General features: G+C 58.6%; 19 protein-coding genes. 2 read left to right on the top strand and 17 right to left on the bottom strand.

Annotation, left to right across the window (positions count from 1 at the left end; all coding sequences use genetic code 11):
- Positions 1-2 precede the first annotated feature (2 nt).
- From NYE85_RS12635 to NYE85_RS12625, 3 genes are all read right to left on the bottom strand, one after another.
- Entirely contained in the window at positions 3-1484 is a 1482-nt protein-coding gene (locus NYE85_RS12635) for a sodium:solute symporter family protein (RefSeq protein WP_259005109.1), read from the bottom strand.
- Positions 1485-1584: 100 nt separating this feature from the next.
- Positions 1585-1977 (bottom strand): RidA family protein, encoded by a 393-nt coding sequence (locus tag NYE85_RS12630; protein ID WP_259005107.1) that lies wholly within the window; start codon positions 1975-1977, stop codon positions 1585-1587.
- A 2-nt stretch (positions 1978-1979) separates the two neighbouring features.
- Positions 1980-3431, bottom strand: a complete 1452-nt coding sequence (locus tag NYE85_RS12625) for an amidohydrolase family protein (protein WP_259005106.1) — start codon at positions 3429-3431, stop codon at positions 1980-1982.
- Between the two features lie 201 nt (positions 3432-3632).
- Here NYE85_RS12625 and NYE85_RS12620 point away from each other — a divergent pair, with 201 nt between their 5' ends.
- Complete coding sequence (locus NYE85_RS12620; protein WP_259005105.1) at positions 3633-4853, top strand: amino acid deaminase; 1221 nt, start codon at positions 3633-3635, stop codon at positions 4851-4853.
- 174 nt (positions 4854-5027) lie between these two features.
- Here the strand turns inward: NYE85_RS12620 and NYE85_RS12615 are convergent, their stop codons facing one another.
- Positions 5028-6293, bottom strand: coding sequence for an MFS transporter (locus NYE85_RS12615; RefSeq protein ID WP_259005103.1), 1266 nt, complete (start codon positions 6291-6293; stop codon positions 5028-5030).
- A 51-nt stretch (positions 6294-6344) separates the two neighbouring features.
- Positions 6345-9467, bottom strand: coding sequence for a beta-galactosidase (locus NYE85_RS12610; protein ID WP_259005101.1), 3123 nt, complete (start codon positions 9465-9467; stop codon positions 6345-6347).
- Between the two features lie 235 nt (positions 9468-9702).
- Here NYE85_RS12610 and NYE85_RS12605 point away from each other — a divergent pair, with 235 nt between their 5' ends.
- On the top strand, positions 9703-10767 hold the full coding sequence (locus tag NYE85_RS12605) for a LacI family DNA-binding transcriptional regulator (RefSeq protein ID WP_259005100.1): 1065 nt from the start codon (positions 9703-9705) through the stop codon (positions 10765-10767).
- A gap of 40 nt (positions 10768-10807) precedes the next feature.
- Here the strand turns inward: NYE85_RS12605 and NYE85_RS12600 are convergent, their stop codons facing one another.
- From NYE85_RS12600 to NYE85_RS12545, 12 genes are all read right to left on the bottom strand, one after another.
- A complete protein-coding gene (locus tag NYE85_RS12600; protein WP_259005098.1) occupies positions 10808-11782 on the bottom strand; it encodes a hypothetical protein in 975 nt (324 codons plus the stop codon).
- A gap of 214 nt (positions 11783-11996) precedes the next feature.
- Positions 11997-13589, bottom strand: a complete 1593-nt coding sequence (locus tag NYE85_RS12595) for a PTS transporter subunit EIIC (RefSeq protein WP_259005096.1) — start codon at positions 13587-13589, stop codon at positions 11997-11999.
- A 151-nt stretch (positions 13590-13740) separates the two neighbouring features.
- Entirely contained in the window at positions 13741-14661 is a 921-nt protein-coding gene (locus NYE85_RS12590) for a LacI family DNA-binding transcriptional regulator (protein ID WP_259005095.1), read from the bottom strand.
- A gap of 186 nt (positions 14662-14847) precedes the next feature.
- A complete protein-coding gene (locus NYE85_RS12585) occupies positions 14848-15165 on the bottom strand; it encodes a PTS lactose/cellobiose transporter subunit IIA (protein ID WP_259006315.1) in 318 nt (105 codons plus the stop codon).
- Complete coding sequence (locus tag NYE85_RS12580) at positions 15165-16556, bottom strand: glycoside hydrolase family 1 protein (RefSeq protein WP_259005094.1); 1392 nt, start codon at positions 16554-16556, stop codon at positions 15165-15167. Before NYE85_RS12580 ends, NYE85_RS12585 begins: the two co-directional genes overlap by 1 nt.
- Positions 16557-16569: 13 nt before the next feature.
- A complete protein-coding gene (locus tag NYE85_RS12575) occupies positions 16570-17895 on the bottom strand; it encodes a PTS sugar transporter subunit IIC (RefSeq protein WP_259005093.1) in 1326 nt (441 codons plus the stop codon).
- Positions 17892-18215, bottom strand: a complete 324-nt coding sequence (locus tag NYE85_RS12570; protein ID WP_259005092.1) for a PTS sugar transporter subunit IIB — start codon at positions 18213-18215, stop codon at positions 17892-17894. Before NYE85_RS12570 ends, NYE85_RS12575 begins: the two co-directional genes overlap by 4 nt.
- Positions 18216-18597: 382 nt before the next feature.
- On the bottom strand, positions 18598-19710 hold the full coding sequence (locus NYE85_RS12565; RefSeq protein WP_259005091.1) for an alkylhydroperoxidase domain protein: 1113 nt from the start codon (positions 19708-19710) through the stop codon (positions 18598-18600).
- Positions 19707-20750, bottom strand: a complete 1044-nt coding sequence (locus tag NYE85_RS12560) for a putative FMN-dependent luciferase-like monooxygenase (RefSeq protein ID WP_259005090.1) — start codon at positions 20748-20750, stop codon at positions 19707-19709. The genes NYE85_RS12565 and NYE85_RS12560 overlap by 4 nt, the downstream gene beginning before the upstream one ends.
- A complete protein-coding gene (locus NYE85_RS12555; protein WP_259005089.1) occupies positions 20747-22405 on the bottom strand; it encodes an ABC transporter ATP-binding protein in 1659 nt (552 codons plus the stop codon). The genes NYE85_RS12560 and NYE85_RS12555 overlap by 4 nt, the downstream gene beginning before the upstream one ends.
- Entirely contained in the window at positions 22402-23292 is an 891-nt protein-coding gene (locus NYE85_RS12550) for an ABC transporter permease (RefSeq protein ID WP_259005088.1), read from the bottom strand. Before NYE85_RS12550 ends, NYE85_RS12555 begins: the two co-directional genes overlap by 4 nt.
- A complete protein-coding gene (locus tag NYE85_RS12545) occupies positions 23289-24233 on the bottom strand; it encodes an ABC transporter permease (RefSeq protein WP_259005087.1) in 945 nt (314 codons plus the stop codon). Before NYE85_RS12545 ends, NYE85_RS12550 begins: the two co-directional genes overlap by 4 nt.
- Positions 24234-24240: the final 7 nt, after the last annotated feature.

The raw sequence follows: 24240 nt of genomic DNA, 5'->3' as shown, positions 1-24240 counted from the left end.
CCTTACCCCGCATTGCCTGATGCTTTGTCGGTAACGGACACCACGCTCTGGTCTTCACGTTCCCGGGTGATCATCGCCAGAGCGTCTTCCCGACTCAAGGTGCTGGCAGGCGTCATCAGCGTAACAAACACCGAGCTGACAAGGCTCACCACCACCGACGGGATGCACGGATTCCCCCAGAAGACCAGCCAGTCGGCCTTCGCCAGAATGACGAGCGAGGTCAGCATGCCGGCGACCAGCGCGGTAAGCGCGCCCTGCCAGTTAAAGCGCAGCCAGAAGTGACCGAGCAGCGAGCAGACAAACAGCCCGGACATCAGCATGGAAATCATTTTGGTGATATAGCTGATGATGTCGTTGGAGGTAAGCGCGCAGATAAGCGCCAGGCCAATCACCCCGGCCAGCATGATGCGCGACAGCCGAATGGCCTGGTTCTCCGGTGGCATTCTGCCGGTCACCATGGTGTAAACATCGCGCATCATAATGGCGACGGCGGCAATGGCATCGGAACTGGCGGAAGACATGGTGGCCGACAAACCGGCAATCAGCACCACCATGCCGAGAATGGCGGGCAGGAAACCGGTAGCGAACAGGAAAGCATAGTTACTGTTGGTCAGATGCGGATTCATGGTGAAGGCCGCCATGCCGATAATCGCCGGCAGAATGGAGAAAAACAGATACAGCACCCCGGTATAAACAAACGAACGGCGCACCGAGGACACGTTTTTGCCCGAATAGATGCGCTGGCGATAGGATGGGGTAGCCAGCACGCCGACACCGATCACCGTCGCCAGCGACAACGCCGGAACCAGCCCCAGCTTGTCAATCGCAAACAGGCTCAAAGCTTGTGGATCCATCGCCTGTTCAATCGCCTGCCAGCCGCCAACGTGAATCACCGCCAGAATCGCCATTAGAATAAAACCAAAGAACAGGATCAGCGCCTGAATCGTATCGGTCCAGACCACCGCCGAGTAGCCGCCGATAATCACATAAATTGCAAAGGCCAGCGCGATAATCAATTTGGCCACGGTCAGGTCAATACCGGTAGCCCATGACAAATAGAGGCTGCCACCGAGAATATGCGCCCCCAACCAACCAATTGAGGCAATAAATATCATCAACCCGACGATATTTTTAATCAGATGACTACCGCCGGTATAATAAGAAAGTTCTTCACTCATGGTCATAAAACGTAATTTACGCAGCGGAGCAAATAGCCAGGCGACCAGCAAAATCCCTATGGCGCCGCCGACGCCGTAGAGCATGCCCGCCCAGCCGTTGCTGTAGCCAAAGCCGACGGCTCCCATGCTGGAACCGGTACCGACCATGGTAGCGACCGTGGAACCGAGGGTTAAAAACAACGGCAGCGAGCGCCCGCCGAGCAAAAAATCTTCTCCACTTTTCTGGTTCCGGGATACATACCAGCCAAGCCAGATCATGGCAATGGCATAAACAATAAAGCCGACCAAAAAGATATGACTATTCATTATTCACATCCTGCCAGTTAATGAGTGTAGGGTAGAGGAAAACCTGAGCGCTGAATAATTCCAGCACTCAATTAGCAAGTTAAATTATATTTTTATTTAATTACGCGCGGGACGCGTTATAACAGGTAACGTCGATTTCAACTTTGCAATCAACCACCAAATCCGCCACACAGCAAATACGTGCCGGAGGATTGGCAGCAAAGATTTCGCTGAAGACTTTATTGAACGACTGGAAATAGCGTGAATCCGTCAGGATCACTTTGACATGCACCACATCCGCCAGGGTATAACCCGCCTCATCCATGATATCCAGGCAGTTCTGAATCGCCAGACGGGACTGGTCGACAATGCCGCCTTCGACCACTTCGCCATTTTGCATCGGTGTCTGGCCGGAAACGTACAGCCAGCCGCCCGCCGCCACCGCACGGGAAAACGGCAGATGCTGCCCGCCGGTTCCCGTTGCGCCGTCAACCCCGTAACGTTTAATACTCATCATCATGCTCCTTCTCGCTGACGTTGACGACGCAGGAAACGCCCTGCTCGCCCGATAACCTGCCGTTGTGGCCCATAGCTCATCACGCCATTCACCATCACCCGTTCAATGCCGACGGCCGGCTGTCTGGGGTCAGAAAAACTGGCGATATCGCGTACCGTTTGCGGATCGAATAACACCAGATCGGCGTAGTAGCCCACTTTCACCAGCCCCCGCTGTGGCAGACGAAAACGAGCGGCGGACAGGCCGGTCATTTTGTGGATCGCCACGGTGAGCGGGAACAGCTTTTCATCGCGACAGTAATGTCCCAGCACGCGGGGAAAGGCTCCCCACAGGCGCGGATGCGGCATCGGGTCATTAGGCAGCCCGTCCGAACCTACCATCGTCACCGGGTAGCTCAGCACCCGGCGTACATCCCGCTCATCCATGTTGTAATAAATCGCACCGGCCGGCATCAGGCGCTTCGCCGCGTCATGCAGGCTCAGCTGCCAGTCCGTGGCAATCTGTTGCAGCGTTTTCCCTGCCTGTTCCGCATGGGGTTCCGACCAGGTAATCACGATGTCGAACTCGTCGGTCACCTGCTTGAGATCGAGGGTAGAAGAGCTGGCGGAATACGGATAACAGTCGCAGCCAATCTCCTGTCGTTGGCGCATACGGTCAAACAAGGCCAGCGTTTCGACGGTGCGCCCCCAGTTGTTGGCCCCGGCGCACTTGTGGTGCGACACCACCACCGGCACTTTGGCGTGACGGCCGATACGGAAAGCCTCATCCAGCGCCTCGAGGATCGGCTCGAATTCGGAACGCAGGTGCGTGGTGTAAATCCCCTGCTCATCGGCCAATTCCTCCGCCAACGCCATCACTTCCTCGGTGCTGGCGTTGAAGGCGCTGGCATAGGCAAGCCCGGTACTTAAACCCAATGCTCCCTGTTGTAACCCTTCACGTAACTGGACGCGCATCGCGGCAATCTCTGCGGCCGTCGCCGAGCGAAAGAGATCGTCCATATGATTGTTGCGCAAGGTGGTATGGCCAATCAGCGTTGCCACATTCACCGCCGGCCTGGCGGCCTCGACCCCGTGCGCATAGGCCTCCACGCTGGGGTAGATAAAATGCGCCTTTTCGCCCAGCAGGTTCATCGGATCCGGCACCTCGTCCTTGATGGTCGCCAGCGCGGCACCGATCCCGCAGTTGCCAACGATCACCGTCGTTACCCCCTGGCTTATTTTTGGCAGATAGGCCGGCATGCGGATGACGTTGGTGTCATCGTGGGTATGAACATCAATAAAACCCGGAGCAAGCACCCGCCCTTCGCCCTCGATGGTCTGCAGCGCAGTGACCGCGAGTGCCGGTGCAATATCCACAATGCGATCGCCCGCCACTGCCACATCCGCGCGGTATTGCTCGCCGCCGCTGCCATCAATCACCGTGACATTCCTGAACAACCAGTCAACTTTCATTGTCTTCCGCTCCGTATGCATTCTGTGCAGCAGTAAACCATTTACACGCGCTGAAAACAGTGAAAAACTACGCAAAAGCACCATAAAATTGTGGTACTTTAATTCAAAAAAATCCTAAAAGTAACAAATAATTCAATAAATTCAATTCGTTAATTTAAGTTACCAAATCCGAATACTATAAAAAATCAAAGGAATTATGTTATGAAATACCAACCAGAGATGCTGGTACCCCACAAATCTGCGCTGATGAATCTGTCAGCCAACGTGCTCAACGAAGACGTGTGTCTGCCCGCGGCGGTGATTAAAAAAACCGCCCTGATGAACAACATCGACTGGATGCAGCGTTATGCCAATGCGCGCGGGGTCTCGCTGATACCGCACGGAAAAACCACCATGACGCCCGCCATTTTTCAGTGGCAGCAACGGGCCGGCGCCTGGGCTATCGGCGTTGGCAGCGCCTGGCAGGCAAATGCAGCCATGGCGAGCGGTATTCAGCGGGTGCTGATGGCTAACCAATTGGTGGGTAAAGCCAACATGCAACTGATCTCGCGCCTGAAGTCACATTATGCCGCGGTTGATTTCATCTGCTGTATCGACGGTCTGGCGAATGCTCGGGCGCTTTCCGCCTTCTTTCGTCAGCAAAATCAGGTATTGGATGTGCTGGTGGAACTGGGGGTTGTCGGCGGACGCTGCGGCTGTCGTAGCACAGACAGCGCACTGGCACTGGCTGCGGAAATCGCCAGCTTACCGGGGTTACGTCTGCGCGGGCTGGAATTATATGAGGGCGTCTTGCACGGCGATAATCCGCAACCCCAGGTGGAGGCGCTGCTGCGTGACGCCGCCACCCTTGCCTGCCAGATGGCGGCTTACGTGGACGGCGAGTTTATCCTCACCGGAGCCGGTTCCGTGTGGTATGACGTGGTGTGCAATACCTGGCTTACGGCCGAAAAACCGGCGCAGTGCCGCATTGCGATCCGCCCCGGCTGTTATATCACCCACGACCAGGGGATTTATCACCAGGCCCAGCAACGGCTAATCGAGCGTGACCCCATCGCCTGCGAGTTGACGGGCGACCTGGTCTCCGCCCTGGAACTGGTGGCGATGGTGCAATCGGTGCCCGAAGACCATCGTGCGGTGGTGAACTTCGGCAAACGTGACTGCGCGTTTGATGCCGGCTTGCCGCAGCCTGTCGCCCATTATCGCCATGGAACGGCACTCCCGCTGCCAGCGGGTGCGATAAGCAGCATCGGCATCATGGATCAACACTGCATGCTCAGCCTGACCCCCGGCTACGACTTACAGCCCGGCGATATCCTGGTATTTGGTACCTCCCACCCGTGCCTGACATTCGATAAGTGGAAAACGCTGCTGTTGGTCGATGACGGCTATCAGGTCGAACAACAGCTGGAAACCTTATTCTGATGGCAATGACTCACCGCAGCGGCTCAATTGGCGCGGTAAAAATCCGCCATCATAGCGATGCGTTGGCCGTCATTGACTGGCGATGTTAACCCCGTTCACCGGCGTTATGATAAGAAAAGCCCACTCGGGGAAACCCGAGCGGGCCTGTTGCTTCACCGTGGGCGAGCGCGAAGGTTAGCGCGTGGCAGGATTCGCTTCGACCGTTGATGACAGGCTGCGCCCGGTCAGGGTGAAATAGGAGATAAGGGTAAACACACTGGTGATCAGGCCAAGGATCAGATAGGCCTGATGGAACCCCACCGAGTCATACATTCTTCCCACCCAGGCGGACAGCACCACGCCAGAAAGCTGTTTCGACAGATTAAAGCCGATCAGGAACAGCGTCGCCGACACCCGGGGATCGAATACCGAAGAGATGTATTTGAAGGTGCCGACCAGCAGGAATGGCAGCTCGAACATATGCAGCGTTTTCAGCACAATCACCTCGATGCCACTGCTGGCAAATGACGAGCCGATTATCCTCAGCGACATGATGGCGCCGGCAACCAGTAAGGCGTTTTTGGCACCGATACGGTTAATGATAAACGGAGCGCAGAACATAATGCAGGCATTCAACAACTCCCCGCCGGTGGTCACAAAGCCAAAAATCTCGGTGCCGCGCTGGGGCGATGAAAAGAAGCCTTTGAAGAAGTTGGCAAATTGCTGATCAAACACGTCATAAATACTGGCAACGCCAACCACGTATAATAAAAAGGCCCAGAAACGCGGCATTTTTAACAGTTCCAGCGCCATCGCCAGCGAAAACTCGCGCTGATTGGCACCCAGTTTGTCCAGCACCTGCGCGGTCTGGTGTGGCTGCGGGCGGGAAACAATCAGCAGAATGGCCAATACGATGCCGAAACCCGAGGCGATCCAGAAGGTGATATTGGGATTGATGCTGAACAACAACCCGGTAATCGACGCGCAAATCGCCCAGCCCACGCAGCCCGAAACCCGCACTTTGCCGTATTCAAAGCGATTGGTACGGCTGACGCGTTCAATATAGGCCTCTACCGCGCCGGCACCGCCGGAGAACACAAACCCCAGGTATAGCCCCCCGGCCAACGCGCCGGCATAAATATTGTATTGCAACAACGGGGCGAGCACGTAAATAAAGAAAGGGGCAAACAGAATCAAAAGAATAACAATGGCCCACAGCAGATGTTTACGCAGGCCTAATTTGTCGGAGATCAATCCGAAAGCCACCTGAAATATAATGGCGAACAGGGCAATAAATGAAAAAACCAACCCGGTTTCAGTCTTGGTCAGATGATTGACATCCGCCAGCCAGATCGGGAAAAAAGGAAAGTACGCCGACATGATGAAATAGTAAAAAAAGAAAAACAGCATAAAATAAATAAAATTATGCCGTTCCTGCGCCGAGAGTTGAGTCAGTTTCATAGTGTCACCTGGATTATTATTTTGTAATGGGGGGCTCGCCCCCCTCCACGCTTACCGATGCTTGATTGTGACCTGATAACGCCACTGCGAGTCCTTCAACAACCACGCGTCATGCACGCTCGGCGTCCAGGAATCGTCGCCGCCGACGCCCATATGCTGGGCATCCAGCGTGATCCAGACCCCCGCTTCGGCACGCAGCAGATGCCAATGGTCGACCTCCATCAACTGTTTGCTGCCGTAAGGCATGATGGAAAAATGGAATAATCCGTCGATGTGCCAACCGGCCCAGTTGAGCTCGCGGGTATTGCAGCGCAGGCCATTTTCCGTCGGGAAGACATACGGGGTGACCATTTCACTCAGCGGCAGACGCCAGCGTGAAAAGCAGGCGCTCTGCCGGCGATCGGGATAGTTCTCATGCGGTCCCAATCCTAGCCATTCGACCTCGGCGACATCCGGTGTGGCCTGGAAAACCATACCGATACGCGCCAGCGCGGGCAGGTGTTCGGCGCGCTGCCCTTCGACGCGGAGGGTTAACGCGCCCTGACCGTCAATCACCATCTGCCAGCGGCTGACTATCAGGATTTCCTCACCATAGCGGTAATGGAAGGTACTGCAAATCTCCACCCGATCCGCGTAAGCCTGCGCCGTGCAGTGAGCGCAGACCCGCTGCAAATCATAAAGGCCGGCCTTCTTCCAACGTTCGACCCAGGCGTTGGGATCGCAGCGCTCGACCTCGCTGACGCCAATGTCATTATCCAGCGGTGCGCGCACGAACTGGTCGGTAAACGGCGAAATCAGTTTATCCTCTCCCGCCACCGTCCATTGGCTTAACAGACCGCTGGCGCGGTCGACCCACCACTGCTGCTCGCCGAGTGAAACTCGATACCCGTCCTCCTGCCGTTGCAGTTGCGGGCAACCGGCCGCTGTTACAACCTCTGGCAACACCAGCGCCGTCGGCAAGCGGAACTGCTGCCATGCGACACGGTGGCCTGCCGGCGACCAGGCAGTGGCCTGCGGTTGGATAACTTCGACGATCAGGTAGAGATCGCGGGCGTTCGCCGGCAAATCACCCGCTTCAGCCAGGACAATCACGCTATTCCCCTGGGGCGCAATGGTCAGCGGCAGCTCACCGGACCGCCATTCGCGCCCATCCTGTTCAATGCGCCAATGCAACCGCTCGTTGTCGCTAGGGCGGAAAAGGTATTCGCTGCTGACAGCCAGCTCGAGCGGCGCCGCGTTCAGCAACGAAAACTGGAAGAACTGCTGCGCCTGTTTGGCTTCGTGCAACGACGGGTGCGGCGTGCGGTCGGCAAACACCAGACCGTTCATGCAGAACTGGCGATCGTTCGGCGTATCGTTGAAGTCACCGCCATAGGCCGGCGCCGGTACGCCATGCAGATCGTTCTTGAGCAGCGATTGGTCGGCCCAGTCCCAGATAAACCCGCCCTGCAACCGGGGATACTGACGAAATGCGCGCCAGTACTCGTCAAAATTGCCGAGGCTGTTACCCATCGCGTGGGCATATTCGCACAGGATCAGCGGACGCTGTTCACCCGGCATGCCGATCCATTTTTTTATCGACCATTTGGGTACCGCCGGGATGTGCTGATCCTCGTCGACCCGAGCATACATCGGGCAAATGATATCCGTCGCCGCGCTGTTGGCGCCGCCGCCTTCATACTGCACCGGACGGGTAGGATCGCTACTTTTGATCCAGCGATACAGCGCGTCATGCAGACTGCCATGCCCCGACTCATTGCCCAGCGACCAGATGATGATTGAGGGATGATTGCGGTTACACTGCACCATTCTGGTGACTCGGGCGCTGTAGGCCGGGAACCAGGCCGGATCGTCGCTGAGCCGTCCCATCGGCACCATGCCGTGCGTCTCGATATTGGCTTCGTCCACCACATACAGGCCATAACGATCGCAAAGCTCATACCAGCGAGGATTATTGGGATAATGCGAACAACGCACCGCGTTAAAGTTGTTCTGCTTCATCAGCAGAATATCCTGCAGCATATCCTCTTCGCTGATGGCCTGGCCGCGTTGCGGATGATGTTCATGCCGGTTGACGCCGCGGATCAGCAGCGGCTGACCGTTGAGTTTCAGCAGTCCGTCGACGATCTCGACGCGGCGAAAGCCGGTGTCCGCCGCCTCGGCTTCAATCAGTTGTCCATCGGCGCCATACAGGGCAATAACGGCGCGGTAGCAATGCGGCAATTCCGCGCTCCATAAATCCGGCGCCGCCACCGGCAGCCCGAACGTCACCCGTTCGGCATAACCACCGCGCTCATCAACCGCCGCGGTGCCGAGCGGCTGGCGTTGGCCGGCGATCCTTTCATCGCCGCGCCACAGCGACAGTTCAACCTGTAACCCGCTCAGCGCCGTCTTGCCCACCGCCACCTGGACAGAAGCCTGCAGCGTGCCGTGGCGATATTCGCTATCCAGCCCGGCGGTCAGCTGAAAATCGGCCAGATGAGCGTCTGGCTTGTGCAGCAGCGAGACCGAACGGTAGATGCCGCTCATGCGCCACATATCCTGATCTTCCAGCCAGGTTCCCGAGCTCCATCGCATCACCATCACACAGAGGCGGTTGCCGCCACCGGCATGCAGCGCGTCGGTTAAATCAAACTCGGCCGGCAGGCGACTGTCCTGCGAATAGCCAATCCAGCGGCCATTGCAAAAAAGGTGGAATGCCGAGTTAACGCCGTTGAAGATGACGCGAGTTGTACCGCTGTTCAGCCAGTCGGCGGGAATGGCGATCTCACGCGAATAGCAGCCGGTGGGATTATCCTCGGGTACCAACGGCGGCGTGGTAGCTATCGGATAACGTACGTTGGTGTAAATCGGTGCATCATAGCCGTCCATTTGCCAATTGGAAGGCACACTGACGGGGCGGCTGTCCGGCCCATCCTCTGCCAGCCAGCGCGGATCGGCCGCTTCTGGCCGCGCAAGGTAGACAAAGCGCCATTCACCATCCAGCGATGCCCGCTGCTCGGAGCGCCGGTTATCCCTGGCCGGTTCAAGCGCGCGCCAACTGCGAAACTGCGGGTGAGCCGGCAAGCGGTTGAGATGGCAGATCGCCGGATTTTGCCAGTCCTGTCGGGCAATGACCTGCTGAAGGACGCTGTCCGGCGACGTCTCGTTTACCGCAAAAAGATGATGCTTCATAACAATCCTTTCCTGCTGTTTATGGAATGTATAGCGCTATACATTTTTATCGAGTAAATACGATCAGAGTCACCACGAGCAATGGAGTAAGTTATTATTCTTGAGGCAAATCACGCTATTTTTCGGTTGTTTCAGATAATGTATTACGCACGACATAAAATGTTTTCTTTAGACATTTCCCGACAGTGCGGCTTATCACAGGCGCCGAGCGTACCGTTAAGGAGAGAGCGAATCGATGAATAAACGTCAGGCAACCCTGGACGACGTGGCAACAGAAGCTGGCGTATCGCAGCAAACCGTGTCACGGGTATTGAACAACCCGGATATCGTCGCTGAACGCACGCGCAAGAAAGTGCTGGCCGCCATGCAGACGCTCAATTATGTGCCCAACCGCTCGGCGCAGATCCTGGCCGGCAAGGCGTTGCCGACCTTTGGCTTGATAACCACCTCGCTGGCGCTGCATGCCCCGTCGCAAATCGCCTCATCATTCAAGCATCATGCGGAACTGGCCGGCTACCAGGTGGCGATCACGATGTTGAAAACCGGTCAGTTGCCTATCCTGCAATCGGCGCTGAACGAATTCCGCGCGCAAAAGATCAACAGCGTGGTCATGAGTCTGCCGCTGGAAAAGGCCGATGCCGAAATCCTGACCAGAGATAACCCCGACATCCGGCAGCTGTTTCTCGACGTTCCACCCGCCGCACAGGTGTGTCATCTCGGCTTTCTGCACAGCGACGGCACCGCCAGCAGCGTCAACCTGCTGCTGGAACTGGGGCACAAGAAATTCGGTTTGCTGGCCGGCCCGGAAAGCTCCATTTCGGCACGCCTGCGCCTCGCCTGTTGGCGTGACACGCTGTATCAGGCTGGCATCACCGAAGTCGATACCGAATACGGCGACTGGAGCGCCAATAGTGGCTGGATAAAAACCGTGGAACTGTTCAGTCGGCATCCGGATATCACGGCGATGCTGGTGGCCAGCGACCAGATGGCTCTTGGGGTGATGAGCGCATTGCGGCAAATCAATAAACGCATACCGCAGGATGTTTCGGTGATTGGCTATGACGATACCCCTGACAGTCAGTATTTCCATCCGGCACTCACCACGGTGATGCAGGACTTTGATCTGATCGGCAAGCGTGCGGTCGATCATCTGGTGAGGATGAAGAGTCAACCGCAAAAGGCGTTTAACGATCTGTTACCGACCACCCTGGTGGTCAGGCAGTCTACCGCAGCCCCTTACGCGTCGAAGGCGGAAAATCCGCTGATCCGGCAACTGCAGGCGCTGGTGCAGCAACTGTAAGTAGCTTGCCGCAGCGAGCTACTCCGCCGTGGCAACCGCTTTAGAACTCCGCCGCCAGCCCGATGCTCCAGCCCTCTACGCCGTCGCCGAGGATGCCGGAACCCCGCAGGCTGACGCCGCCAATGCCTGGAATCACCCCGCTATCGACCAGCTCGATGCCGGCGCCGACTTCCACGAAAGAGTTGAAACCGATGTCACCCTTGATCTGTGGCATATAGGTACCGCTGGCAAAGCCAATCCAGCGCAACGGCTGACCGAACAGCGTCAGATCGGTCGGGCCATTCAGTTCGGCTCCGGCGGTCATCACGCTGTAATCGTCACGCCCTTCCAGCGCCGGATCGCTGGCACTGTAACTGTCATCCACCAGGTAGTTGTAGCGCAGGTTGGCCGTCAGGTTCACATCGTTTTGCCAACGGTGATTCTGTTCGATTTCGAGCGCGCCACCGTACAGCAGGCTGTTGATTTTAAAATCAAACAGCAGGCCGCGCCCGGCGCTGTGGAACTGGTCGCCAACATTGCCGGAAGACGTGGTGTCATTGGAGGAACGCGAATAGCCGAATAACGCCATCGGCCGCAGAATGGTGCCGCTGGCAATGTCAAATTCAGCCCCGGCGCCACCGAGCACCGACAGGGTTTTGGTCTTCAGTTTCAGTCGGTTGGAGGTGGAATCAAAATCGCCGAGGTTGAGTGACTGGTCGCTTTTGACGTAACCGAAAGTGCCTTCAATGTACGGTCTGAAACCATCGATGCCGACGTCAAACGCATGTGATGGCGACAGTTTGTAGGAGTCTATCTCCAGCGGATCGGTGTCATCGTGGGTCAGGCGAAAATTCGCCGCGCTGATGCCCGGCGTGGTGCCGATAATAGACAATGCCTGATAGAGGTCTCTTAATCCCCCGCCATCCTCATGCACGCTGGCGCGCAATTCCTCCGGGCTTATCAGCAAAGGTTCGGCCAGCGCATCGCCGGCCGAGAACAACATGGTCGTCAATATAACACAGCGATTTCTCATCATGTTTATCAGCCATATTTTGATATATCGGTAATCAACTGCACTATATCCGTCATTATCAAGCCGCACTCTGGCGGTAATTGCCGACCAAGCCGCTTTAATTATTTAGGATATAAATAAATACCAAAGGAAAATTAAGCATAAGCCATTCTCGATTGTCCGCTACTTTTTAAGACATTACGTAGCCAGGCCGGCGCGGGAAATAGCGCAGCCGCCTTTACGCCAGCGCCTGCTTGAGCTGATTGGCGATCTTCTCGACCTGCAAACCGTAAATAACCTGAATATCCTCGTCGCTGGCGCGTTTGATTCCGCTGGCACCGCTGGCCATCAGCGCCTCGTCGTCGATTTCCTCCATGTTCACCACCTTGACCCGCAGGCGGGTAAAGCAACAATCCACCAGCTGAATGTTCTCTTTACCGCCCAGGCCGACGATAATGCGCGCCACCTGCTCATTGGGTGCCACCACCACCTCGGCCTGCGGCGCGCTATCGTCGTCTTCGCGACCGGGGGTTTTGACCTGCATACGCGTAATGACCAAGCGGAAGGTGAAGTAATACAGCGGGAAATAGATCGCCCCCAGCAACAGCGGATACCACCAGGCGGTCTGGCTGCCCCCCAACACGCCGAAGACCAGAAAATCGATCGCACCGCCCTGTACGTTGCCAATCATCACGCCAAACAGCTGCATCAGCGCAAAGGAAAGGCCGCTCATTATCGCATGGAAGACGAACAGCAGCGGCGACACGAAGATAAAGGTGAACTCCAGCGGTTCGGTAATGCCGGTGGTAAAGGACGCCAGCGCGCCGGCCATCATCAGCGCCTTGACGCGTTTTTTATGTTCCGGCCGCGCACAGTGATAAATCGCCAACGCCGCTGCCGGCATACCGAACATCATCACCGGGATTTTGCCCTGCGCCAGAAAACGGGTGGCGCCACGCACCACCCGATCGGTAAAGGCGCCGGGGTTGGCCAGCGCGGTATTGAAAATGTTCAGCGCGCCGACGATGCTTTCACCATGAAACGGCGGCGAAACCCCGCCAATCGGCGTGAAACGCACGGTTTCATTGAGGATGTGATGCAGACCGGTGGGGATCAGGATCCGTTCGGTGAAGGCATAGACAAAGGTGCCGTAAATGCCGGAGTGGCCAATCAACTGACCAATCCAGGCAATGCCGGCGCCGATGGTCGGCCAAATCAGCGACAGCGCAATCCCCACCAGCGGCATCACCAGTACGGTAACGATCGGCACAAACCGCCGCCCGCCGAAGAAGTTAATCGCCGTCGGCAGCACGATGGTGTAATAGCGGTTATGCAGAAACGCGGTAATCAGACCGGCAATCACCCCGCCCAGCACGCTCATCTGGTAAGAAAATATGCCCAGCGTTGCGCTAAATTCGGCGGAGTACATCAACGCCTCGGTTCGTCCCATGCCGTGAGCGGTCAGGTAAGCCGGCGTGGTGGTTTGCGCGGTAATCCCCTGGCTCAGCAGACTGTAGCTGATGCCCATATGCATGGTCAGAAACCCAATCACCGCGGCGAACGCGGCGGTAGGCTTTTCGTCTTTGGCCAGGGCAATGGCGGCGGCAACGGCAAAGAACAGCGGCAGGTTGGCAAACAACGCGCCGGCTATGTTGCGGATAAAGCCAATCACCAACTGCGGGCCGGCCATCTGGCTGAACGACTCACCGACCACCGCCGGGTTTTGCATCGCCGCGGCCACGCCAAGAAAAATGCCCGCGGCGGCAATCACCGAAATGGGCATCATCAATCCTTTGCCAAAATCATGAAGCCTGGCACCAAACTTAGTCATAAGTTGCACCTCACTGTCGCGTTCTGGTGATGATAGTGTGGAAAAATGGCGATAAAAGCGGGCAACCGCAGCACTTTTTCGCCATTAGCGTAAAAAGTGTAATGCGGTTGATTATAGACAATGCATGCGCGGGCGCAGGAGGGGCGGCAAGTCAGCGTGCCATCAGGCTGCCGCGAATCAGGCTGTGGTCTTCGTCGCCGGTCAGCAACGCCAGCGCACGCTGCGCCAACGCCTCCAGCGAATATTCAATCGACGGCACCGCCGGCGCGCCGGGCCACTGCAACGACCCGTCCAGGCTGAACACCGTTACCCGCTCCGGCACCTGCCGTTGATACTGCCGTAGAACGTCGATCGCCTCCTGCGCCTGACGGTCATCGGTGACCAGCAGTGCATTAAACGGCATATGGCGGTTGAACAGGCTTTGCAACGCGATACGCACCGACGGTTCCCCCTCCACCACCAGTTGTCGGTTATAGGGGATCAGGTGGGTCTCCAGCGCGCTGCAATACCCCTGCAACACCTGATGCGCGGCGTCGCCACCGGCAAAGTTGACCAGCGCAATCTGCCGCCGCTGCTGGCTGGCGAGATAATGCACCGCGGTTTCGGCTGCAAACTGATGATCGAAGCCGATGCTTTTACTGGTGGTGGCCGACAGGCAATCGAGACACATCACGCTGTCCGGCAGCGGCGGCAGGCTAAAGCGTGCACCGACCACGATCAGCGCGTCACACCAGCCATTGCTCAGTTCCGCTACTGCGGCCGCCAGCGTCGGCGCATCGTTGGCAAAACGCAACAGCAAATGCTTGCGCTGTTGGCTCAGCTGTTTTTCCAGCGCCTGCAAATAGCCGGTGGACTGCTGGATATGTTCGGTAGCGCACACCACGCCGATGCAACCGGTCGATTGACTGGTCAGCGACTGGGCCACGGCGTTCGGCCGATAATTGAGCGTTTCCACCGCCCGCAACACCGCCAGACGGCTTTCTTCCTTTACCCCACGACTGCCGCTCAGCACTCGGGATACCGTGGCTTTCGACACCTGCGCCAGACGGGAAACATCGTTGATATTGGCCATAACTGCGGGTCTTCCTGCTGATGTTGAAAAACGGGCCGACGGCCCGTCAGACTACTGACAAAGTCAGATCTTAGGGAGAGCGTGCCGTTGGGGCCGTAGCGGCGTGAGCCGCCAAAGCGCCTCGAGGTGCGCCAGTCCCGAGTATCTCACAGAGAACTTTGTCATCAATCTCGTCAATGATTATCCTTAACTCGCCGCCTGCTGTCGTTGATAAAGTTCGACCATTTCCGCGATCAGCTCGCGAGCGAGAATGGCATTCATCAGATGATCCTGTGCATGCACCATGATCAACGTCATCGGCGTCTTGCCCTCACCGGCGTCATGCTCAATCAGTTGGGTCTGCACCCGGTGCGCCGCGCGGGAATACTCGTCCGCCTCGCGCAAACGCGCCTGTGCCTGGATGAAATCACCGGCGCGCGCCGCCTGCAACGCTTCAAAACACAGGCTGCGCGTCTGCCCGGCATTAACGATGATTTCCATCACCGTGCTTTCCAAATCGTCCATCATTCTGCTTCCTCAAAACCGTTGGCTTCAGCGACGGCAGCAAACCATTCGCCGCTTTTTTTGATGCTGCGTTTCTGGGTAGCCAGATCCAGCTGCACAAAGCCATAGCGATTTTTATAGGCGTTGCACCATGACCAGTTATCGATAAAGGTCCACATATGATAACCCAGGCAGTTGCTACCCTCCTGAATGCCGCGATGTACCCAGCGCAAATGGTCACGTACGAAGGCAATGCGATAGTCATCCTGGATTTGGCCATTCTGGTCAAAGCGCTGCTCGTTTTCCACACCCATGCCGTTTTCGGAAATAAAGCAGCGCGGGTTGCCGTAGTTTGTGCGCAGATTGGTCAGAATATCGTAAACCCCCTTTTCGTAGATTTCCCAGCCGCGATACGGGTTCATTTTACGCCCCGGCATCTCATAGCTGCTGAAGAACCATTCCGGCATAAAGGGGCTGTCGGGATTAACCAGGCTGTCGCGACACTGAATACGCCGCGGCTGGTAATAATTGATCCCCAGCAGATCGACCACGCCCTGTTGCAGCAGTTGCGCGTCCCCCGGCTGGCAATGCGGCAACTGACCGTGCTGTTGTAGCAATGCCAGCAGTTCCTGCGGGTATTCACCGCGCAGCGCCGGATCGAGGAAACTGCGGTTGAACATCAGATCGGCAATATGGGCCGCCTGGACGTCTGCCGGGTTGTCGGAACGCGGGTAGGATGGCGTCAGGTTGAGAATGATGCCAATCTCCCCGCCCTGTTGCCGCGCACGGTACTTTTTCACCGCCTGGGCATGAGCCAGCATGGTGTGGTACGCCACGGTGGCGGCGCGTTTGAAATCCACCACGTTCGGATAATGAAAATCATACAGATAACCGCCCTCCACCGGCACGATGGGCTCGTTGAAGGTAAACCAGTGCGTCACCCGATCGCCGAACAACCGGAAACAGTTATCGGCGAACTCGGCATAGGCATCAACCACCTCGCGACTTTCCCAGCCGCCAAGCTGCTGCATCGCCATCGGCATGTCAAAATGAAACAGGTTGATAAACGGCGTAATGCCCTGCGCCAGCATTTCATCGATCACCTGGTTATAAAACGCCACCGCCTGCTGATTGACGCTGCCACGCCCCAGCGGCATCAGCCGCGCCCAGGAGATCGAGGTACGGAAGCTGTTGTGATTCAACTGCTTGAGCAGTGCAATGTCTTCGCGCCAGTGGTGGTAAAAACCGGAGGTGTCCTGCGGCCCGACCTGCTGGTGAAAACGCCCCGGCTGCTGTGTAAACCATTCATCCCAGACGGTGGCGCTCTTACCAAAATTCAGGCTTTCCCCTTCGGTCTGCGGTGCCGAGCTGGCGCTGCCCCACCAAAAGTCTTGCGGGAACGAATATTTCATTATTGCTCCTTGTTCAGGAATTCATGGCGGTTGCGGCACCGCCTTGTGGCTGATTGTTTTCCTGCTCTTGCTTGAGCAGGGTGCGTTCGTAGGCCTTCAGGAACGGGTAATACATCAGCGCCGACAACGCCATGCAGAACAGGCACATCAGCAGCGGGCTGATAGCCCAGTTGGCAGCCCAGGAAGCCCCGATCGGTGCCGGCGTGGTCCACGGCGTCAGCGACACCACCTGCGCGACCCAGCCCAGCTTGGTGGCGATATAGGCGAAAGTGGCATTGATCATCGGCACCAGAATGAACGGCAGAAAGAACACCGGATTCATGATGATCGGCGCGCCGAACAGAATCGGCTCGTTGATATTGAACATGCTCGGCACCACGCCCATCTTGCCGATGGTACGCAGATGTACCGCCCGACTGCGCAGCAGCAGGAACGCCAGCGGCAACGTGGAACCAACGCCGCCGATCAGCAGATAGTGGTCCCAGAATCCTTGCAGATAGATATGCGGCAATGGCGCACCGGCGGCGAGCGCGGTCTGGTTCAGCGCCAGGTTGGTCATCCAGAACGGGTTCATGATGCCGGTAACGATAAGCGCACCGTGAATACCGGCAAACCACAGGATCTGACAGATAAACACCGAAATCAGGATCGCCGGCAGAGAATCCGACGCCGAAACCAGCGGCTCCAGCAGGTGCATGATGGCCTGCGGAATGATCATGCCGGTGTAACTCTGCACCAACAGGTTAAGCGGGTGCAGCGTTGCCACGATCACCACCACCGGGATCAGGATTTCGAACGACCTCGCCACGCCAGTCGGCACCTCTTTCGGCAAGCGGATGGTGATATTGTGCCGTTTAAGCCAGGCATACAGCTCACCGGCGTACAGCGCGGTAATGATGGCGGTGAAAATGCCCTGTCCGGAGAAATACTGGGTCTCGATCACCCCGTCGCGGTACGGCGCCGCCACCAGCAGAAAGGCCATAAACGCCAGCAGACCGGTCATGATCGGATCCAGCTTGTAATGCCGCCCAAGGCTGGCACCGATCCCGACCGAAATAAAGAAGGTCATCACCCCCATGCTGAGATGAAACGGCAGCATCAGTTGCTCACGGTATTTGAGTGAAAAATTCAGCCAGCCGCGCGCAAAGCCCCAACTGCTGTCGGCGGCAAACGGCGGGAAGATAAACACCAGCATGAACGAACCGATAATCATAAACGGCAGCGCCGACACAAAGCCGTCGCGAATGGCGATCACGTGCCGCTGCTGGCCGACGCTACCGGCCAACGGCGTGACCTTTTGTTCGATAACGTTAACCATCGCCTGATAGAGGGAACTCATGCCTGCGCTCCCTGCTGTTCAATCAGCGCCAGCGCGAAATCCAGCACCTTGTCGCCGCGCTGCATGCCATAATCCATCATGTCGATGGCGGCCACCGGCACGCCCTTCTCCGCCGCGCGCGCAGACAGCGCCGGCAGCATGTATTTGACCTGCGGTCCCAGCAGCACCACCTGGTAGTTCGGAAATTGCTGATCGAACTCACTGGCGCTGAACGCCGCAATCTCCACCGACAGCTGGCGACTGGCGGCCTCGGCATTCATTTTATTGACTAACAGACTGGTCGACATCCCCGCAGAACAACAAAGCATTATTTTCTTCATTATGTTTACCCCAGTGATGATTGGTGGTCTTTGAGGCCCCCATTGGAAACAAAATGGAAACCGGTTTCCAATGAATAAACAGCGAAATGAGAGGGCTCTCATGCATTAAGTTCAAAATACCGGCAACCTCGTGAGTCCGGTCACAATTTCAACAATGGCGTAATTTGATTGGCAGGTAAATTTCCGGGGAACTGCTATGGCGGGAGATAAATAACGGTTAAGCGCCAGCCGCACAGCTAATCGCGGCATGGCGCCCGCCAGTACATAAGTGACGACGTCACATTATTATAAATTAATATATATCAATTAATTAAAAACAATTACAGCAGTGAGCGCAACGGATGACTGAGGCAATAAACGCCGCACCGGCAGGCGCGGCCCTCTATGGCTCAAACGGTTCGCCCAGCGTCAGCATCAGCCGGTTGGCCCAGGCGAAAAACGCCGTCGACTGCACCAAATCCAACAGTTCAAGTGGACTGAACCCCTGGCTGCGCAGTAGCGCCAACCGATCGGCGTTGACCCGTGGCGGCGTGGCGGACAGCGCGGCGGCAAAGTCAATCTGCGCCCGCCAGGCGTCCTGCTGCCCTTCACTCAGCGACCCACCCGGTGGCACGTCTAACAGTTGCTGCACCGCATCCACCTGTTTGGACAACTGCGCAGCCTTGCGCGCATGTACCGACGCACAATAGATGCAGCCGTTCACTTTGCTGGCGACGGTGGCCGCCAGTTCGCGCTCCGCTCGCGCCAGCCCGCCGGAGGTATAGAAAATCGCCCGATCGGCCAGGGTGCGTTGTTCCAGCAGCGGATGATTGCGCGCCAACAGGCGGAAATAGTCCGAATCCGTATGGCCAAACTGTGCCAGCAGCGACAGCCCTGCGGTATCAAATTCGGCCAGCGGTTTGGCGGCAATCCAGGGTTCCCAACCCAATTCCTGGCGGGTAAAGGCCAGCGGCGCACGGCGGCCGCCGTGGGTGTGTTGCTCGCTGCGCCATGCTGCGGCACGCACCGGCGCTCCACCGACGGCGTTCACCGCCTGCCCCGCCAGCAAACGGTAACCGTACAGCAAACGACTTTGAAAACTGATGAAGGCGATCAGCTGTGACAGCGTGACGATCGCCGCCAGCGACCAGCCGGCCTGTTGCAACCCTTGCAGGTGCTGTGGTTCGGCCTGAGCCGGCTTGAATGTCAGCCGCTCGGCGTGATCCAGCGCGGCACGCAGCCGTTCGGCGTTCTCTTGCGGGCGTTGCGCCGTCTGCCGCAACGCATCGCCATAGTGCGCCGCCAGCGCGTGGACGCCGTGCCATTCGCTGACGCGCTGCGCCAGCAACAATCGCTCGGCGCGTGGGAATTCGTCATCCTCTGCGGCATGGAACAGCGTGAGATAACTGGACTGAATCGCCTCGCCGGCGGCCCGACGTGTCGCGCGTGCCTGCGCCAATGCCGAGTCGCTGTCGATATCAGCCAGCGTTGCCAGCAGGTCATGGGTGTCGGTCATACATTTTCCTCTGCGTGATGGTGAGTCGCCGCGACCGGATGACGCGGTTGCCAACCCAGCGCCGGTGCGACATGGCGCGCGATCAGCTCGATTGAACGCAAAATATGCGCATGTGGCGGATCGATGGAGTGCACCTGAAACGCCAAATCGGTGACGCGATCCAGCGCACTGTCCTGTTGCAACGAGTCAATCACCTGCTCCGGCGTGCCCAAATGCACGTCAAACGCGCGGATCAATCCGTCCAGCGTGCCATCGGCCGGTTGATGGCCGGCGGCGCGCAGGCGTGCCAGCCCGTGGCTCAGCCCCTTGGCGGCAAAATCGCGCGCCCGGGCGGTGTCGTCACCGACGAACACGGTGCGCGACCCCATGATGCGCGGCGTCACCCCCGCGGGCAGCGCCGCCAGATAGGCGTCGATAATCGGGTTTTGCAGCGCATCCAGCGGCAGGTCCAGCGCATCGGCCGGCCGTGGCTGGGTGCGTGACAGCATCAGCCCATGACCTGCCTTGCCGGCGCGCTCGCCGCCGGCCACCGAGAAGGTCGCCTGCCATACGCGCTGCGCCAACTGCGGCGCTGGCGGATAAAGGCGATTGTCGTCGCTGCCCAACGCTGCGCCGCGCCATGCCTGCAACAGCATGTGCAAATTGGCAGCAAAAGCAGCGTTGCGCTGTTCGGCCTCCAGGCCAAACGCCGCAAACGACGTCGGCGTGCCCCCCGCCGCAACGCCGACCTCCAGCCGGCCGTCGGATAACAGGTCCAGCACTGCGGTGTCTTCCGCCACGCGGATCGCCGACTCCATCGGCAGGGTGATTACGCCAGTGCCGAGCCGGATGTGGCGCGTTTTTACCGCCAGCTGCGCCAGAAATACCAGCGGCGACGGCAGTCCGCCTTCATCCTGATGAAAATGGTGTTGTGCCACCCAGGCGCTGTCGAACCCGGCACGCTCGGCATGCACGATCTGTTCGGTTGCCAGGCGGTAACGCTGCTGCGCACTGCCCTGATCCAGCAGGCGGGTGAAGAATCCCAGTCTTTTACTGCTCATGACACATCCTTAATCTGCTGCGGTAGCTGAAAACGTTGACCGGGAATGGCAGCGATCAACCGGCGGGTATAGTCGCTGCCCGGCATGGCGAACAGCTCGGCGGTAGCGCCGCAGTCCACCTGTCGGCCGCGGTGCAATACCGAAACGCCGTGTGATATCTGCCGTACCGTCGCCAAATCATGGGAAATAAACAGGTAGGTCAGGCCAAGCTCCTGCTGCAATTGCTGTAACAGGCGCAGGATTTGCGCCTGCACCGTCACGTCCAGCGCCGACGTGGCCTCATCGAGCACCAGCACGCGCGGCTGCAATACCAAGGCACGAGCAATGGCCACCCGCTGGCGCTGGCCGCCTGACAGTTCATGCGGCCGGCGGCTCAGCAGATCGTCCGGCAGCGCTACCCGGGCAAACAGGTCGCGTACCCGGCGATAACGCTCGGCTTTGGCCATCGGTGCGAAATTCAGCAACGGCTCTTCAACCACCTGATACAGCGTCTGCGCAGGATCGAGCGAGCCGAAAGGATTCTGATACACCAGTTGAATGCGTTGGCGGAACTGGCGCAGCGCTTCCCCCTTCAACTGCGTCATATCCACCCCGTCGATAACGATCTGCCCGGCATCGGGACGTTGAAAGCCCAGCAGGCAGCGCGCCAGCGTGGTTTTCCCCGAACCGGACTCGCCCACCAGCGCGTGGGTAGCCCCCGCGGCAACGCGGAACGACACATTGTCCAGCGCGCGAAACACCTCGCCGCCGCGGCCAGCGAAACGGAAATCCTTCACCAGACCGTTGACCTCGATTGCCGTTGCCGCCTGGCCAATAACGCCCGGTGCAGCGGCGCCCGCCAGCGACGGCAGGTCGGCAAACAGCCGGCGGGTATAGTCGCTACGCGGATTGGCCAGCACCTCGGCGGTCTCCCCCTGCTCCTGCACCCGCCCGTCACGGAACACCAGCAATCGGTCGGCACGCTCGGCGGCCACGCCCAGATCGTGGGTAACCAGCAGCACCGCCGTGCCGAACTCCTGACGCAGCTGGTCAATCAAGTCGAGGATGCGTTTTTGCACCGTGACGTCGAGTGCGCTGGTCGGCTCATCGGCAACGATCAGCGCCGGTTGCAACGCGATGGCGATCGCAATCAACACCCGCTGCTTCATGCCGCCGGACAACTCATGCGGATACTGATGCAGCCGCTGCGCCGGATGCGACAGACCGACGCGGGTCAGCAACTCCACCACCCGCTGTTGCAGCTGTCGGCGCGGTAGGCGGCGATGAATATTGATGATCTCCGCCACCTGGGCGCCGATGGTTTTCACCGGATTGAGCGAGCTGGACGGATCCTGTGGGATCAGACTGATTTGCGCGCCGCGCAGCGCATCGAGGCGCGACGAGGGCCAGCGGCCAATATCCACGCCGTTCAGGCGGATAGCGCCCTGCTCAAGCTGCCCGTTGTCGGCCAGCAGGCCGATAATCGCCTGCGCGGTGGTGGTTTTGCCGGAGCCTGACTCCCCCACCAGCGCCACCACCTCCCCCGGCCGAATGGCGAACGAGACGTTATGTACCACCCGCCGGCTGTCGCCACGCCGTTGATAGGCAATCGAGACGTTATCCAGTTCCAGCACCGGCGGCACCGCCGCATGCTGTAATACCCCTTGCAGACTCATACGCGTCTTCTCCCCAATGCATGGCTGATACGGTTGGCGGCCAGTACTACCGCTATCACCACCAGCCCCGGGAACGTGGTCAGCCACCAGGCGGTGGCCAGATAGTTGCGCCCTTCGGCGATCAGCAGTCCCCATTCCGGCGTTGGCGGCGGCGTGCCATAGCCCAGAAAGCTCAGCGTAGCGATCGCCAGAATGGCGCTGCCGAACTGCAACGCCGACAGCGCAATCACCGGCCCCAGCGAGTTCGGCAAGATATGCCGCCACAGCACCGCCCAGAAGCCGCCGCCGCTGCCATACGCCGCTTCGACATAATCGCTGCGACGCACCCGCACCACTTCCGCCCGCGCCAGCCGGGCAAAGTTCGCCACCGAGGTAATGCCCACCGCGATCGCCGCGTTCACCGTGCCAAACCCCAGCAGCATAATCACGCTGAGCGCCAGCAACAGACCGGGGATCGATAACAGTACGTCTACCAGCCGCATCAGCGCAGTATCAACCACCCCGCCCAGCGTCCCGGAACATACGCCGAGCGCGGTACCGGCCACGCCCCCCAGCGCCACCGCCACCAGCGCACCGGTCAGGGTTTGCGAGGCGCCGTAGACGATGCGCGCGTATAAATCGCGGCCCAGCGGGTCGGTTCCCAGCCAGTGTTCAGCGCTCGGCGCCAGCCGCTGCGCACCGGCAATGCCGTCGGTCCCGCTGTAGGCGGTAAACAGGCCCGGCGCCAACGCCCACAGCACCGCCAACGCAACTACCGCCCAGGCCAGCGCCAGCGTTAGCGGAAGGCGTCGCGGGCGCGGGCGGCGCATCGGCAACGTGCCTTCGCTTTCCACCACCGTCAGATCGCGTTCCGGCACCACCTCTTTTTCAAATGAAATACTGCTCATGCGGTCACTCCTGCGTGAGATTTCAAGCGCGGATCCAGCAGTGGAAACAACAGATCCACCAACAGGTTGATGGTGACGAACGCCGCGGCAGAAAGCAGTACCATCGCCTGCAATACCGCAACGTCCTGATTTTCCACTGCCTGTTGTGTCAATTGCCCAAGGCCGCTGCGGCCAAATACCGTTTCTGTGATTAGCGCGCCGGCGATCAGCTCGCCAAACAACATGCCGGCGATGGTCAGAGCCGGCAGCATGGCGTTGCGCGCCACGTGATGCAGCAGTACCCGCTGCCGACTGGCCCCTTTGGCGCGGGCCACGGCGATGAACGGCTGCGTTTGCACGCTGTCGATACTGCGGATCAGGATCTGCGCCAGCGGTGCGCTAATCGGTATCGCCAGCGTTACCACCGGCAGGATCAGCCCCTGCCATTGCGTGGGATTGATCACCGGTATCAGTTTGAAATGGAAAGAAAACAGCTGAATCAGCGCGATCCCTAGCCAGAAGGTTGGCACCGAGACAAACAGCGCCGGCAGCCAACGCATCAGTGCCGCCAGCCGGGACGCGCCGGGCAGATGGGAGACAAAGGCCAGCGTCAGCGCCACCAGCAGCGCCAAGGCAAAGCCGATTACCGCCAGTTGCAGCGTGGCTGGCAAATTGGCGGCCAGCAGCGCGGTGACCGGCACCCCGGCCTGCATCGAATAACCCAGATCGCCATGCAGCACCTTACCGAGGGTATGCAGGTACTGCTGCCACAGCGCTAGATCGGCGCCATAGGCCGCACGCATCTCGGCGATCTGCGCCGGGCTAAGGCCCATCTCCGGATTCTGGAACTTGATCAGCACAGCGTCGCCCGGCAGCACCTGCAACAATAGAAAAGACAGGGTAAATGCCGCCCACAGCACCAACAGCGCCTGTCCGACTCGTCTACTCAGATACCCGATCATCACTGCC

It is taken from the genome of Serratia sp. AKBS12, from assembly GCF_024793895.1.
GTDB lineage: Bacteria > Pseudomonadota > Gammaproteobacteria > Enterobacterales > Enterobacteriaceae > Serratia_F.
Note: the sequence above shows the minus strand (reverse complement) of the source record. Positions and strands in the feature narration are given on the sequence as shown.

Coding starts and splice junctions, on each gene's coding strand:
- NYE85_RS12545 (WP_259005087.1), bottom strand. CDS start 24,233: ATGATCGGGTATCTGAGTAGACGAGTCGGACAGGCGCTGTTGGTGCTG.
- NYE85_RS12555 (WP_259005089.1), bottom strand. CDS start 22,405: ATGAGTCTGCAAGGGGTATTACAGCATGCGGCGGTGCCGCCGGTGCTG.
- NYE85_RS12595 (WP_259005096.1), bottom strand. CDS start 13,589: ATGACTAAGTTTGGTGCCAGGCTTCATGATTTTGGCAAAGGATTGATG.
- NYE85_RS12625 (WP_259005106.1), bottom strand. CDS start 3,431: ATGAAAGTTGACTGGTTGTTCAGGAATGTCACGGTGATTGATGGCAGC.
- NYE85_RS12615 (WP_259005103.1), bottom strand. CDS start 6,293: ATGAAACTGACTCAACTCTCGGCGCAGGAACGGCATAATTTTATTTAT.
- NYE85_RS12620 (WP_259005105.1), top strand. CDS start 3,633: ATGAAATACCAACCAGAGATGCTGGTACCCCACAAATCTGCGCTGATG.
- NYE85_RS12610 (WP_259005101.1), bottom strand. CDS start 9,467: ATGAAGCATCATCTTTTTGCGGTAAACGAGACGTCGCCGGACAGCGTC.
- NYE85_RS12570 (WP_259005092.1), bottom strand. CDS start 18,215: ATGAAGAAAATAATGCTTTGTTGTTCTGCGGGGATGTCGACCAGTCTG.
- NYE85_RS12580 (WP_259005094.1), bottom strand. CDS start 16,556: ATGAAATATTCGTTCCCGCAAGACTTTTGGTGGGGCAGCGCCAGCTCG.
- NYE85_RS12605 (WP_259005100.1), top strand. CDS start 9,703: ATGAATAAACGTCAGGCAACCCTGGACGACGTGGCAACAGAAGCTGGC.
- NYE85_RS12635 (WP_259005109.1), bottom strand. CDS start 1,484: ATGAATAGTCATATCTTTTTGGTCGGCTTTATTGTTTATGCCATTGCC.
- NYE85_RS12630 (WP_259005107.1), bottom strand. CDS start 1,977: ATGAGTATTAAACGTTACGGGGTTGACGGCGCAACGGGAACCGGCGGG.
- NYE85_RS12575 (WP_259005093.1), bottom strand. CDS start 17,895: ATGAGTTCCCTCTATCAGGCGATGGTTAACGTTATCGAACAAAAGGTC.
- NYE85_RS12590 (WP_259005095.1), bottom strand. CDS start 14,661: ATGGCCAATATCAACGATGTTTCCCGTCTGGCGCAGGTGTCGAAAGCC.
- NYE85_RS12585 (WP_259006315.1), bottom strand. CDS start 15,165: ATGGACGATTTGGAAAGCACGGTGATGGAAATCATCGTTAATGCCGGG.
- NYE85_RS12565 (WP_259005091.1), bottom strand. CDS start 19,710: ATGACCGACACCCATGACCTGCTGGCAACGCTGGCTGATATCGACAGC.
- NYE85_RS12550 (WP_259005088.1), bottom strand. CDS start 23,292: ATGAGCAGTATTTCATTTGAAAAAGAGGTGGTGCCGGAACGCGATCTG.
- NYE85_RS12560 (WP_259005090.1), bottom strand. CDS start 20,750: ATGAGCAGTAAAAGACTGGGATTCTTCACCCGCCTGCTGGATCAGGGC.
- NYE85_RS12600 (WP_259005098.1), bottom strand. CDS start 11,782: ATGATGAGAAATCGCTGTGTTATATTGACGACCATGTTGTTCTCGGCC.